The 15,583-nt window shown below is 40.3% G+C and carries 9 protein-coding genes; 1 reads left to right on the forward strand and 8 read right to left on the reverse strand.

Annotated features, from left to right (window positions below; genetic code table 11):
* Position 1 precedes the first annotated feature (1 nt).
* The 8 genes from B3317_RS03845 to B3317_RS03880 form a co-directional block, all read right to left on the reverse strand.
* Entirely contained in the window at positions 2-3,100 is a 3,099-nt protein-coding gene (locus tag B3317_RS03845; RefSeq protein ID WP_291108811.1) for a SusC/RagA family TonB-linked outer membrane protein, read from the reverse strand.
* A gap of 542 nt (positions 3,101-3,642) precedes the next feature.
* On the reverse strand, positions 3,643-6,369 hold the full coding sequence (locus B3317_RS03850; protein ID WP_291108813.1) for a hypothetical protein: 2,727 nt from the start codon (positions 6,367-6,369) through the stop codon (positions 3,643-3,645).
* A gap of 199 nt (positions 6,370-6,568) precedes the next feature.
* Positions 6,569-7,759, reverse strand: coding sequence for a hypothetical protein (locus tag B3317_RS03855; protein ID WP_291108815.1), 1,191 nt, complete (start codon positions 7,757-7,759; stop codon positions 6,569-6,571).
* Complete coding sequence (locus B3317_RS03860; protein WP_291108816.1) at positions 7,759-8,022, reverse strand: hypothetical protein; 264 nt, start codon at positions 8,020-8,022, stop codon at positions 7,759-7,761. Before B3317_RS03860 ends, B3317_RS03855 begins: the two co-directional genes overlap by 1 nt.
* Positions 8,023-8,034: 12 nt before the next feature.
* Positions 8,035-9,339: a Gfo/Idh/MocA family protein gene (locus tag B3317_RS03865; RefSeq protein WP_291108818.1), complete on the reverse strand. Its 1,305-nt coding sequence runs from the start codon at positions 9,337-9,339 to the stop codon at positions 8,035-8,037.
* Between the two features lie 40 nt (positions 9,340-9,379).
* The gene (locus B3317_RS03870) at positions 9,380-10,783 is read right to left on the reverse strand and encodes a putative oxidoreductase C-terminal domain-containing protein (protein ID WP_291108820.1); all 1,404 of its coding nucleotides are present in this window, start codon (positions 10,781-10,783) and stop codon (positions 9,380-9,382) included.
* A complete protein-coding gene (locus B3317_RS03875; RefSeq protein ID WP_291108822.1) occupies positions 10,780-12,123 on the reverse strand; it encodes a sugar MFS transporter in 1,344 nt (447 codons plus the stop codon). The genes B3317_RS03870 and B3317_RS03875 overlap by 4 nt, the downstream gene beginning before the upstream one ends.
* A 59-nt stretch (positions 12,124-12,182) precedes the next feature.
* Entirely contained in the window at positions 12,183-13,523 is a 1,341-nt protein-coding gene (locus B3317_RS03880; RefSeq protein ID WP_291108824.1) for a Gfo/Idh/MocA family protein, read from the reverse strand.
* A 727-nt stretch (positions 13,524-14,250) separates the two neighbouring features.
* Between B3317_RS03880 and B3317_RS03885 the strand changes: the two genes are divergently transcribed.
* Positions 14,251-15,405, forward strand: coding sequence for a XylR family transcriptional regulator (locus B3317_RS03885; protein ID WP_291108826.1), 1,155 nt, complete (start codon positions 14,251-14,253; stop codon positions 15,403-15,405).
* Positions 15,406-15,583 lie beyond the last annotated feature (178 nt).

Here is a 15,583-nt window from a genome sequence, read left to right on the forward strand (position 1 = left end):
TTTAAAATGTTACATTTAAACCAATAACCCATTGCTTCATCAGAGGGTATGCCATACTTGGGTTTTCCGGATTGTAGCCATCAAAACTCGTAAATGTGAAATAATTTTCGAGGTTCGTATACACTCTCAATCTTTCAACCATAAACTTAGAGGTTAACTTTTTAGGCAGAGTATATCCCAGCTGTATCGATTTTATCCTAAAGTATGATGTATTGTATAGCCAGTAATCACTGTATGCTGTATTTAGTGCAGATCCCGATGTCAGCAGACGTGGATATTCGGTAGATGGATTCTCCGGTGTCCAGCGATTTAAAATCTCAGCCCTTTGAAGGAAGCCTTCATTTATATTGAATGTATTAAATCCGTCATTTCCCCAATACCCTCTGGCTCCACTAACACCTTGTCCTACTATATTAAGATCAATATCTTTATATGCTGCGCTGATATTAATTCCATAAGTCATTTTAGGTAATGAAGAATAATCTTTAACTACACGATCTTCCAGATTGAATGTTTTATCTCCATTCGAATCCTTATATAGCATATCACCGGGTTTAGGTGTACCACCTATATCGCTGCCAAACTTATAGCCATCCGCTACCAACTGATCTATTTCTTCCTGGGTCTGCAGGATTCTGTCAAATTCCAACACATAAAAACTCTGGTAAGGCTTACCTTCTTGTGTTATAGTAGCACCACTGATTAACTTATCCCCATTATATTTTGTTACTTCATTGCTGATTGTTGATAAGTTCCCACTAACACTATAAGTAAAATCTTTCCCTATGTTTCCATGATAATTCAGTTGGAATTCCAGACCTTTATTTGACATCTCTGCGATATTTTGCCAAGGCGGGGTGAAATTCCCAAACACCAGAGGAATTGGAATTGTAGTCAATAGGTCGGTTGTACTTTTATTATAATACTCGGCGCTTAATGATAATCTGTTCTTCAATAGGACCAAATCCAAACCGATATTAGTCATAGTGGTAGTTTCCCATTTGATCTTGCTATTAGCCAGTTCTTTCGGAGCTACACCTTGTTGAAGCTGGCCCCCGAACGGATAAAGAAGGGAGCCATATACCACCTGGTAACCATAGTCACCAATCCTGTTGTTCCCGAGTTTTCCCCATGAACCTCTGATCTTCACGTCATCAAAAATGTTCTTTAATGGTTGGGCAAATGATTCTTCAGTCAGTCTCCATCCTCCGGAGAATGAAGGGAAGAATCCCCACCTGTTATCTTTGTGAAACCGTGAAGAACCATCATACCGGGCATTTGCTTCGAATAGATATTTACCTTTATAATCGTAGTTGATACGTCCGAAATACGATCTGAGGGCATCATCTGTCCCGTTTCCTGTGATTGATTCATTCTCAACACCGGCATCCATGATATAGATGGCATCATCTCCCAATATGTCACCTTTTCTTGCATCAAACCTATCCATACGGTTGTACTGCTGGTCGAAACCGAGCATTACTGCAAAATTGTGTTCTTTATTCAAAGAATAATTAAAGCGTAATAAAGAGTTCAGTACAGTTGTATAGTCTCTGCGGGTTCCATTGAATAGCTTATCTACGTTAGAACTTGCCTGATATTCATAGCCTGTCTGAAAATTCCATAACGAGTATGGTCTTGTATACTCCCAATTATACCTGTTGTCATAATTGAACCCAAAGCTGTTTTCCCACTCCAGATATTTCAGGAATTTTATTTTCGCATAAGCCTTTAATCCTAGCTTTTGTCTTTCATAATTACCTCTTATGTTATCGATATATGCTCTGGGATTCCCTACACGCGGAAAGTTTTCAAACATTGTTCCTCCATAGCGTCCATCTTCATATTGAGGAATAACTCCGGGCGTGGTATTTCTGATATTATCATAAAAGCTGGTTACATTGATAGGGTCCCTGTCTGACCAGGAACCATAAACATTTCCTCCCATATCGAGCCAGTTTGTAACTTTCGAATCAACATTGATACGGAAAGAATATTTCTTATAGCCTGAGTTATCGATAATACCTTTATTGTCAAGATATCCGAGAGACATGGAAAAATTCGTATTTTTACCCCCTCCCCGCACTGTCAGATTATGTTCTGTCACCACAGACGTATTCAGCATTTCCTCATACCAATTGGTATTCGGATAAAGAGGATTGCCAGCCGCAGATTCCGTTCTCCATTGTTCTATCAGAGCAACCGGATATTTTTCGCGGCCTTCCGCTTCATTGACTAATTCCATGTGGGTAGCCATATCGTTTATAAAATCTATTGTTTTAGCGGCTTTCTGCCAACCGACATAACCACTGTAGGTAACATTAACTTTGCCTTCGCTCCCTCTTTTTGTAGTGACTAATATTACCCCATTAGCTGCCCTGGAACCATAAATGGCAGATGATGATGCGTCTTTTAGTATGGATACACTTTCTACATCATTCGGGTTGACATCATTCAATGCTCCCGGAACTCCATCAATAATAACCAATGGTGAAGCATCGTTCATAGTTCCTCTACCTCTCACCAATATATTGACATCCTCTGCACCGGGCGTTCCCGATAACTGCGAGATATTCAATCCTGCGCTCAGTCCGGTCAACGCGGAAGACAGATTCATAGTAGGACGGCTCGACAAGGCTTCATCAAACTTAACTGCCGATACGGCACCGGTAAGATTCTGCTTTTTCATTGTGCCATAACCGACAACGATGACATCATCGATCATATGAGAGTTTTCTATCAACTCAATATCATAGTCATTACTTGATCCAACTGTGATCTCCTTCGAGTGGTAACCAAGATATGTGACAACTATTACTGAACCCGGATTTACAGTTAACGAAAATTTTCCATCAGTGTCAGTCATAGTGGCATTGGTTGTACCTTTTACTGTAACGCTCGCTCCTATAAGCGGCTCACCCTGTTGATCCTTAACAATACCTTGTATTTTTTTCTGCTGTGCCGGAGCGGGTGGTAACTCTTGTGTTTTACTACCATTTTCCACTCCATCATGAGTATATGCATATGCAGTAATATTGGACAACCCCAACATCACAGAGCAAATAAATGCCCATAAAATAAGTTTCTTTCGGTTTTTCATTTTATAAGGTTTTTCAATTATACGTTGGTTTTTCAAACTAGAATGACATCTTTTACAGCCAGTAATTCTGTATTATCTAAGGATGCCACCATTCTCAAACATCTTTCTTATTTCATAATTATTAGAGTTTATAGTAACATTTTATTTACTATTCAATATGAATGTCAATTCAATAATGGATGAAAAAGCAGTCTATTATACACCTATCTTTCAATACTGACATTAATATTTTAACGAGTTTAATTCATGAAAATCATGATTTTTCAAGAACTACAGCTAAACTTACATATCCCTTTGCACTATAAACAAAAATATCTATTCTTTCATTTTCATAATGTCACATTCGAGTTAAAGAATCCTCATATTACGTCATTCTGAATTTATGCTTGAATCTGCATTAGGGATATCAGGAAAAGCTATTCAACGATCGTAAAACTGTACAGGGATACAAGAGTGCCGGGTTTATGCCACACCTGGCATACAATGTATTAAGAGGGCATTTACTACAATTGATCTTATCGTATAATAAAGCAATTATGGTTCTATTTAGTGAGCTCGTACTTTCGTCCCGGAGCAATATAATATTCACCTCTCCCACCTTTGAAGAAAATTGTATTTTTTCCCGGTTCAACCTTGAAGTTGAGGTCAATATTTTTTTCTTTGTCACAAACATACCAGAAACCAGGTTTTAAATCAGCAATCAGGATTTGAGACTCAACATCCTTATTTACGATTAAAGTAAATGGCTTCTGTATCTGTTTGTAATCTGCGCTCATACACACCATCCGGTCTTGTAGAGAGATAATATATTGATTGTCTTCTTCCCTGAAGTCTACAGGTAATGGTTCAGTATTATCTGCCGCCATTTGAAGAATTGTAAGAAAGCGGCTATTTTTTTTATTCTCCCTGGGATATACAACAACCTGATAGCCATCTGTTTCAGGCAAAGCCGATTTTATCTGATACTGCGGGCCTAATATGCCTGAAGAATCCTTCAGACTGGATATCTCTATTTCCCGTTCTTCCGGCAACGGAAGTAACACATTCAGATGAGTCCTACCTATAATATCATCTACGCTATTGTGTAATATGACGCCGATATCCGAATAGTCAGGCTTATTCAATGTATTAACTTTCCAATACTTTTCGAAACTGTCCTTAGATGTAATCAGATCGTCAGCAACTATGACAGCTGCCGGAATATCCTCTCTGTTCAGATTCAGGAAGCAGAAGCTACGGGTATAATTACTCACTTTGCTATAATAAGCAGCTGTGAGATCCGCTTTGAAATAACTATATGACGGTTTTTGAGTATTAGCTTCAAAATCTGAGGAAAGTACAGTTCCATAATCGAACCACGGGTCTGTTTTCGTTTCATGGGGAGTTCTTGGAGTCCTTTGGTTGAAACGGCTTCCTCCATCATTAATTGTTGTCCTGTGCTCTAACTTTTCGTCAGGGTCTTTAACCAACATCATACTGTGAGCTACCGACCTTTTGTAGAAATTAAAGTCATAGGGTGTACCATAAGCCCGGTATATACCAAGGTCGGCTATTTGTTGTCCGCGATAATAAATCTGGAAAGATCCTGCATTGGCATGCTGATGATTCCCGAAATGATAACCGCCACCTTTTATTTCAGCAACTACATCATTACTTTCTTTACCCATATTCCATCCTGTACGGGCAATCATCCCTCCCAGAACGGCACCAAAATCTATCGTCAACGGAAGTGATTCCAGACTTGAATTTGCTTTAAGGTCAGGATCGTTTACCAGAAGGAAAAGTACAGGATTATCTTTAGCCCGGGAGAGGCCGCCATGGCGCTCAAATTCTCCTTTTGTTACGGGATCGTTTGCATATGCATAATCCAGTAATAAAGTCTCCGGATAAGATACATGAGTTTTTGAGAATTTATCCCCATCCGATAACCTGCCTCCATTTGGTAACTGCATATAGACCCAGTATTTTCTAAGGCCGGAAATATTATCATTGAATATACGGCTCCCTGTCATCCGGTAAAACATCCACGCCGCATGCATTTCCCAACCATGCCTGTATGCCCCATAGTCAAACCCTTGGTTATGGCGGGGCGACTGGTATTCGAACGCCCGCATCGGAATTACCTTTTCAAGCATCAGATAAGATGTATATTTATAGGGTTCCGGGTTCTTATCGTATATAGCGATGCTCATTGCCAATAAATCTCTGTTAACCTGCGCTTCACTGGCATGCCCGTTTACAATGTTTTCTTTAAAGGGAGGCCAGCTGATTTCCATATCGGGGGCAAGCCGCATCATATTCTCATAGAGTGCCTGCTTATCATCTTCGTTCAGCAGGTCATAACACCAATCATATGTAAGCGCTGCCGTATAGATAGATTTACCTATCTCCCTAGTGATATCACCATGCCTGACATTCCCGTACTCAAGGACTGATAAGTAACCGGTCATCAGGCGAACCACTTCATAGCCAACAGCACGGTCACCGGTCATGAGATAATAAAAAGCCTTGATAATTGCTACGTCTTCCAACTCATTATTATGAAATACTTCTTTCCGTATATCGAACTCAAAACGGAACGGTTTTTTAGCTGTTTCCTCCACTTCCTGCCATATAGCAAGGTTCTCGCCTTTGGTCAATCGTTCTCTGACTTCGGACAAGTTATCTTTGTTAACCCATAGCCGTGGATGGCTTGCAGGAGGTGTTATAGTTGGTGTGTAAGCTGCTGCCCCGGCAGGAACCTTTTCCGGAATATATGTTTTTATTCTGATCGCTTCGAAAAAGATTTTTTCGGGAAGCCATATTTTCAATTCCTGTCCCGGTTTGAGATTGAATGTACCGAGATCATGCCCCGAATATTCATGAAGATTGGACACTATTCGTCTTGTTATACGCTGATTATCTATCTGAAGTTTAACCAACCGGGTCTCGACTGTCATTCCCGGCTTAATCTCCTCCTCTCTCACCACATCAGCAAATATCCTGTACTTCCCGGCTTCGGGAACATTTATGACATATATAATATCCGCTCCCGCTTCGGTATCATTACTGACTCTCTCGCTTACTCCGTCTTTCAATGCCACATATTTCGTTTTCAGAGAAGCTGATTTACAGCTTGTTTTTATAGTCTTGTCATTAACTTTTGCTATGTCTACAGGCAAAGTTATAGTGTAATTTTCAGAAATATTCTGGGCCGATATGCCTGCACCTGACATCAAGAATATCAGGAAAGAAACAAAATATAGTCTATATTTTTTATCGTTATTCATGGTCTGTTTTTTTCTTATACAGAGATCCGGTCGATAGATATTGCAGGCTTGTTGACTTATGAAAAATCTCCCGAAGCCCTTCAGAAACGGAGCTGAATCTCTCCTGTGAATAAACTTTGAGGAACGGGACGCCATATTCCGGCTCGCTTTGGACAATGCCGAAAAGAACAAAATATTTGAACGAATAAAATTGAATCCGCTACTTTATCAAATTCGTTATTCTTACGTTGACATTCTCCGGGTCAGTCCGGACATCTTTTCCGACCGGATTAAGTTGAGTAATCTTATTAAAATGCGAATTATGGACAGGCGCGAGAAATTCCAGAGCTATATCCGCTTTATAAGAGATAATGTCGTTCATATAGATATTATACATGTTCCCGGGCTTGAAACCTTGTCCGTATTGTCCGTTCCCGTAAATACGCATGACTTTTCTTTTTCCGCCTTTGGGACCATCGCTGATATTGGAACAATAAATATTGTATATCTTCGGCTGCGAAGGGAGAAGAATCATCACATGGTGTATACCCGATGTTTCAATATTGCGGCAGGTAATGTCATGTATGTCTCCACCATAAGAATAATCGGAATATCTGACTGGCAACAAAGGGAATACATATTTATTATTGCTCCATCTCGATTCATCGAAGGCAGCCAGAATAATTGAGTCGTCGGACGTTTCCCCTGTAATGTTCTCAATCAGAATATCGGACCCTCCTTGTATTATACTGACCCCGTCCCCGTTTTTTACAGTCGTGTGTAACTCGAGATTGTTGACATGGCCGTTCTTGCATCCGTTGGTCAGGACAATACCCCAGCTGTGTGTTTTCTGGACTTTCAGTCCGGATATTTCGAAACCATCTACATAAGAAAATAATATAGTGAAGTTTCTCCATCCCCAATAATCGCCCAGCCATTTTTCTCTGACACCTGTTTTGGGATTAACTCCTTCGTAAAAATTTTCAGCACCTTCGATTACAGCCCCGTTCTTACCTATAATCTTGATATTCTTAGCAGGTAATAACTGTTTTACATAGCTATTCGGATTCTGTTCATCTATATCAAGATTACCGGAGCGGATGATATTATCGAAAATCTGGTCTGCCAGTTTAATTTTGCACCCGTCGACTATCATCGTCGTATTGGATGGCAGAACAATAGCTTCTGTGATAAGGTAAACATCATCATCTTTGAACAAAATAGTGCCACCGTCACACTCTTTCAGAAAACTGAGGGCATTAGAAATTTTTTCAGATATATTCTTTCCTTCAAAATCTTCAGGTTTGACTACAATGGATTTGTCGCCATTTTCAAGATTCTTTGACCCCCGGGCAAATACACCAACCGGACAAAAGGAAAAAATCAGAAATGCAAACAATATCAATCTCATTATTCAGTCGTTTTATTAGTTGATTTCTTACGGATTATACTACGGATCAGCCAGTATAACAACCGGAAAAACAGGATGAAGAAATAGAAACCTATACTCAGACTCAGCACCCATAACAATTGTGTATAGAGTTCTTTCCATTCCGTATCAAAAGCAATAATGGAATATACATTCAATAAGAAAGCGAATACAAAACACGCTCCCCATATGATTAACTCTGTCCGTTGCCTTTTTGCTGTTATTTTAAATTTTATATCTTTCATATCAGTGTCTAATTATAAGTAAGGTATTTCGTATTCTTTAGGAAACTCGATTACAGAACGCTCTTCCATCGCTTTATTTCCCAACAGGGCCAGAACGGATGCATAATATGCTTCCTCTACCAGCATCGGCATAGATTCTCCGGTGATGACAGAAGTACAATAAGCCGATACAAGAGCCAATGAACCATCATCTACTGCAGCGCCTGTAGTGTTAGACCCGTCGTGTGTCTGGATATTATCTAAAATAGGCTCGCCTAAAGCTTTAGATGCGGTTTCAGGCACCCAGCTGGGACCGGCAAACGGTATACTGTCGAATACCTTATGTTCTATCTGATTTATCAGTTGTTGTATTCCCGGCGCCGGTTTTGGATTTTCCATATATAGCAGCCCCTGAGCCAGTTCGAGTGTACCCTTATGACCGAGTACCTGCTCATCCATTCCGTAATGCTTATTCGAGATAATGGATTCGAATGTCATACGCAACCCGTTGGAATAATGGTAAATAACGCTTACGCTGTCGTAAACTTCTCGTCCGTCTTTCCAGAAAAGGATATCTCCGAAACCTGTAATATAGTCAGGCAGGGACTTATTTACCCAAGTGCCCATCTGTAGCTGATGCGAAGCAAGTTCAGTCATCAAACCGCCCGAAGACTCCCTGTATAAACGCCAGTTTATCTGTTTCTCCAACGATGGTTCAGGTACAGGTCTACGCCAGTCGTTATTCCTATACCAGAAATTGCGAAGCCCTACGATCTCGCCAATTGTACCGTTTTGTATGAGCTCCAGAGCTTTCAGGTATTTAGGGTCAAACAAGCGTTGTAGCCCAATGTATAAGACTTTGCCGCTTTCTTTATAAACCTCATACATCTCTTTACACTGTTCGATAGTTCTTGCCATCGATTTTTCGCAAAATACATGCTTTCCGGCTTTAAGTCCGGCAATAGAAATAGGTGCATGCTGATGAAGCGGGGTAGAGATCAGGATACCATCGACATCTGCGGCATTAATCGCTTCGTTGTAATCTTTATATTGCTTTGCCTTTGGGCATAGCTTTGCCGCATTATCCAAGTGAGGCTGGTAAATGTCACATATAGCCACTATTTCAGCATGAGGAATCCGCAATAGATGATTAATGTGATACATTCCCCTCGAACCCGTTCCGATAATTGCAAGCCGGGCTTTAGATCCGGCCACATCCTTCTCTTTTTTAAGGGCATATGCATGCAGTAACGGTAAAGAAGATAACAGAAGTCCGCCCCCTCCTACTACACCCATATTCTTCAGGAAATCTCTGCGAGATAAATTTTGTGTTTTCATCGTCTATATTGTTTTTTTAAATATCATCTCTTTTATTGCCTCAATGCACCGAATCTTTTTCTTTAGCAAGTTCGAGAGCAGTAGTTGTTATATAATATTTTACCAGCATATTGGGTACTTCCCAATCGGGCATTTCACGTGTAATCAGAAAGTTGAAGTATTTCTCCGCTACTTTCGAGAAGTGCGCTTCGTGGCCGTCATCCATACTCGGAGATATTTCTATCTCCAACATGCCGTCATATGCTTCTTTGAGCGATACGGGATAAATATTTTTCAGGTCATTGATGGCCCTTTCAATATTCCTCCGGAAATCGCTTTCGGTAGCTTCTGCTCCTTTTTTGACATAAAGCCGGGATTTATAATCTTGCTCTTTCCCCTGTAGTACCAACAGTACCGCTTTGGTCCCGTTAATAATTGTCTTATGCGTATCTCCGGTACCCTCCGGTGCCTGATAGTCCCACACAACTTTTATGCCGACATTCACGCCTTTTACCTGATAATTGATCGTTCCGTTAGCATTAACGTATAATACAGAGTCTTTTACATATTTATTCAAATAATCCGGAAATTGCTCTGCCTTTGTAGAACGACGGAATTGCTCTAAAGTGACAGGTGTTGCCCAATGGCTGGCATCCGTTACTTTTACATCTTTTTTATAATCGAGTGCGACTTCAGGGAAACATTTCCAGTTGACGATATCAATCAGATGTGTGGTAACATCCACAATCCCTTCACCCTGCTGCTCTACATCGTAATACCATGCAGGACGGGTGAGCGGTGTGCCTGAGACAATCTTGAAGAAGTGGTGCACGCTTTCCATCTCTACTCCGGGATTTTCCGGCGTACCTTTGGTTATCGTGCCAAAGAGTTCTTTGTCCTGCATAAGAACCCTGTTCAGTATATTGATAAAATTATAGCGTTCGGTCATGATATCATACAAAAGTACATCATTCTTTGCAGAAAGTATAAATGCTTCTTTCAATTGTTCGAAAGAAGCTTTATCTATTGCCATCGGTTTATCGGCAAGAACATTCAACCCCGCACCCACAGAACGTAGTATGTAATCAGTCTTCAACTGGTTGTTTCCGGCCAGCACTACAACATTTCCACTCTTATCGGAGAGCATTTTTTCGAAGAAATCATCTCCTGTATATACTTTAAGGTTCCAATATGTCGGATTATTCTCCCGGGTGTTATATGAATTAATCAGATCCACATAATTATTGAGTTCAGGCCCGTTCGGAGCATATACCTGTACATTGTAATTCAGTTGCTGCAACATGGACTTCTGCAACAAAGCAGCATGGAAGTGTGCGGGTGCTACTGTGATCAAGCGCACTTCTCCTTCCGAACCGTTAAATTTCTTATTTCCCGATTGCATATTACAAGCTGTGATTAGAATCAAAACCGGAAGAAAACAGAATATATATTTTATGTATTTCATATCAAATGTCGCTTAATTTTTGGTTTCAAAGACCATGATTGAATCTTATGGCCGTATACAGCAAAGAATATCAGATATATATAGCATGGAATCAATACCCAGTAAGCATGTTGCAAATCCCAGAGGTCTGCAAAGCTCCCGTAAACTATCGGCATTATCGCATTTCCGCTCAACCCCATAATCATCAGTGAAGACCCTATCTTTGTAAACCGTCCTAATCCTTTTATCGACAGCGGCCATATGCCGGCATAGATAAGGGCATTGGGCAGTCCCAGCGCACATAAGAACCAAATGGAAAGAGTACTTTCATGACCAAGAATAACAACTTCCTTACTTACAAGGATAATAGCGAAAGACAGTAACAGACCGAGTGTACAGCAAACCTGCAATGCCCTTGTCTGAGAGACATATTTTGGGATCAATACAATTCCTATCATGTAGCCGATTATAGTCGCCGTCAATGTATAAGAAGGGAAAGCCTTGGCCTCCAAGAGATTCATACCCATTGAGCCTGCATAACTGATAATGGTGTCAATGGCTATAATCTGTGTCCCTACATGAACGAACAAAGCAAAAGCACCCAGTATCAGATATGGAAACTGAAAAATGGAAGTTCTCTTGTGAGTACAATTCTCCTCTTCTTTATTATTTTCTTCAGGATCGATTTCCGGCAATACGGAATAGCGTACGAATACTCCGAACAAAAATAAAGCTACGGATAATATAGCGTAAGGCTTTATTACCCTGCGGATAAGGTCATCGAGCATCATATTTTTAGAGGCTTCGTCCAATGTGCCGGATTCCAGGAGGGTGAACAGGCTACTGTCCGTAACCTTCAGTACCACGGCAGCAAAAATAAGAGGGGAGACTATACCCGCGAATTTGTTGAATATCCCCATCATACTTATTCTCTTAGCCGCACTCTCGATAGGCCCTACGATCGTTATATAAGGATTGGCCGCTGACTGGAGTATCGTCAGCCCCGCGCCTATTACAAACAATCCGGCGAGGAATATTCCATATGTCCGGGTAAGGGCAGCAGGGATAAACAACGCCGCCCCCACGGCCATACAGAAGAAGCCATACATTATCCCCCGTTTATAGCCCACTTTATTTAATATATGGGCGGATGGAATAGAGAGGCAGAAATAGGCTATATAAAAGGCAAATGCCACGAAGTAGGATTCGAAGTGCGTCAATTCACACGCAATCTTAAAGTATGGAATAAGGATCGCATTAACCCATGAGACCAAACCGAAGATAAAGAACATCGCACCTACAATAACTATTGCAATGGTTGTATTACGTTTGTTTAATTGTTGATTGTTTATTTGGCTCATGGGTATTTTTATATTTCAAGATTTTAAAATTTAAAGATTTAAAGATTAAAAATACTCATTTACAGTTTCATTTCCCAACCAGGCTGATAATCGCGACTCCAGTATTTCATCGCGTCCGTATCCTGCATGATACGCCCGTTTGCCGGGTCTATGTTCAACTGCCGCCCTACGCGTTGAGCAATGTTACCGACCTGCATCAGCAATGTACTCTTATGCCCTGAAACTATATCCGAATTCAATTTTTCTCCTTTTCTGATACCATCAAAGAAGTTGTTTATATGCAAAGCGTCCAGACTTTCGGCAGGATTCATCAGATTGCGCGGATCTATCTCAATCTTGCTATACTGCTGTTTTACTACTTTATTATCCATATCGAAAACTCTGTAACCGTCACTTCCGGTAATCAGCATACTACCCTTGTCCCCGTAGAACATAGAGCCTACGCTGCTACCTTCGATGGTTCTTCCATTACAGCTACGGCCTTCCCAAGTCATGGATTTGCTTTTGCCGAACTCCATATTTATCACCTGAGTATCCGGAGTCTCCCAATCATCCCTGAAGAAATAACGACCTCCCGCCGAGTTCACCATTGTAGGATATTCCAGTTCCATACCCCAACGCAATATGTCGACCATATGGGTGCCGTTATTCATAGATTCGGCTGTTCCCCAGCGCCAGAACCAGTGCCAGTTGTAATGTACTATATTATCTTTATAAGCAACGCGTGGCGCAGGCCCCTGCCATAGATCCCAGTCGAGCCACTCGGGTACGGCAACCTCTTTTCCTATACCTATCGAAGTACGATTGTTGGTATACCATGCCTTCCCGAAGTGTACATTACCGATAATGCCTTCTTTTATTGCCTGTATCCCTTCCTGTACATTTGGCCAGGAACGTCTCTGGTTACCCATTTGCAGAACCCTGTTATACTTTGCTACACCATTGATAAGTATTTCGCCTTCTTCGGGACAATAGCTACATGGTTTTTCCAGATATATGTCTTTGCCTGCCTGCATCGCCATTAAAGCCGCGGGAGCATGCCAGTGGTCAGGAGTAGCAATGATAACCGCATCCACATCTTTCGATTCGAGAACTTTCCGCAAATCCTTTTCACCCTTTGGACTGAATCCCTGAATCTTAGCTACGGCATCGGAACATTTGGCGATAGCGCGGCTGTCGACATCGCATATATAGGCTATCTCACAACCTTTTTGTTTCGCAAAGTTCGCTGCCAAGGCCCCTCCCCGCGAATTAACTCCAATTGCGGCAACACGTATTTTATCGTTTGCCCCGTTGATATTGGAATAACTCTTTGCACTTAAACCGTTTAATACTCCTCCGAACGAAAGAGCTGATGTGCTCACTATTGCCTTTTTTATGAAATCACGTCGTGTACTCATGATAATGTGTTTTATAGAGGTTAAATTTGATTCTCAGTTACTAAATACAAAGAAAATCTTATTTGATCCAAAACCGAACTCAAATGACGCCTTACTATTCTCAAAAAACGTCAACATCAATCCGTAATACTACAACACCTTTATTATCCAGATTTTATCAGACATCCTGAATATTACGGATACTCTTTTTGGCATTAAGGACAGATAATATAAAATTTAACAGCAAATGAGGTCATTATCCCGACAAACAACCAACTCATTGCAATACAGGGCATTTAAATCCATACAGATTGGTATATACAAATAGTAAGGAACGGTATTTCTTCGTATTTTGAATTTTATGTTAATAATCTATTAATAGTATGGTATCCATATCAAGGTATCAATTTCATTTACAAATTATTTTTATCTTTAGCCACTGAATATTTCCGGCCTGATATAAAAAAATATGTGGAGCCGTTATACTTCTTCAAGTCTAAAACTCCATATTATACTTATAATATAGTTTCGTATTTGCTACTATAGTCTAAATATCAGTTTGAGGCATATAAATAACTTTACTTAGCTTTCTGTTTGGAAATATAAAAATTAAATTTGAATATTTTGGCGATTAAACAATGTTTAGATTATTTTTAAGATTTGGAACTGGCTTAAATTTTATCTGCCCTATTGTACAATCAACCTATCGACCATAAATAAAAACACTTTAAACTAAACCTATCTAACTATGTTAAAGATACTTGTATTGACAGATTTTTCGAGTGGCTACAGCCGCCGGCTGTTGGAAGGTATTATTCGTTATTCAAGAGAAGTAGGACCATGGTCATTCCTGCGAATGCCTCTGTATTATCAAATGATGTATGGCGAAGCGGGTGTTGCCGACTTTGCAAAGAAATGGAAGGCAAACGCTATAATTGCACAGCTTCGGGACGTTAATCTCGAATTATTCGAAACATTGGATATTCCTATTATTGTACAGAACTATCGCGACAGGAATAAATCCATTTCGAATCTGACAGGTGACTACTACGAAACCGGTGTTATGGCTGCCGACTTCTTTCTGGCAAAAGGTTACCGTAATTTTGCATACTATGGATATCCCAATGCGATCTGGTCGAGAGAGAGAGGATTAGGATATAAGGATAGGATTGAAAAAGCCGGGTATAAATGCAAGATACTGGAAAACAAAAATCCCGACAACAAAGAATGGCTTTACAATACAGAATATATGGGGAAATGGCTGCAATCCCTGCCTAAGTCGACTGCCCTTTTCGCCTGTGACGATTATTATGCCCTGCAAATATCGGAAACCTGCAACATATACAATATTAATATACCTGACGAAATAGCAATACTCGGTGTAGACAACGACACATTATTATGTAACTTATCCACTCCTACTCTATCGTCTATTGTCCTCGACGTGGAAAATGGCGGCTACCAGGCGGCTAGATTGCTTGACAAATATATCAAAGGGGAGATAAACGAAGCCTTCAATATAGTAGTCAAACCCCTGTATATAGAGAACAGATCGTCGACAGATAAATATGCTGTTTCGGATGAACATATAAGGATAATACTGGATTATATTAATGAAAACTACAGCAATAAAATATCTGTCAATGATATAGTCGACATTGTCCCTTTGTCGAGAAGGGTTCTTGAGAAAAAATTTAAAGCTTTAGTGGGTACATCTATATATCAATGTGTATTGGATCATCGTATCAATCATTTTATAAAACTACTGTTAACTACCGATGAACACTTACCCGATGCCGCAATACAGGCAGGATTTGATGATTTTAAGAATGTATCGCGGATATTCCGGAAGTATAAATCCATATCACCTGCAGAATACAGGAAATTATACAAGAAACAATAAGAACTGATGGTCTTGGGCAAAGAGCCCAAGACGCATAATAGTTCCCGAATCATTCTCGTATAAAATCTTCTGTAAAGAACAAATCCATTTCCGGCTTTATCAGAATGCTCTCATAGCCGGCAATATCACACTCAAGCTAGGTTACAACCGTTGTTTGAGTACATTTATCATATCAGCG

Source organism: Dysgonomonas sp. UBA7710, from assembly GCF_002482385.1.
GTDB lineage: Bacteria > Bacteroidota > Bacteroidia > Bacteroidales > Dysgonomonadaceae > Dysgonomonas.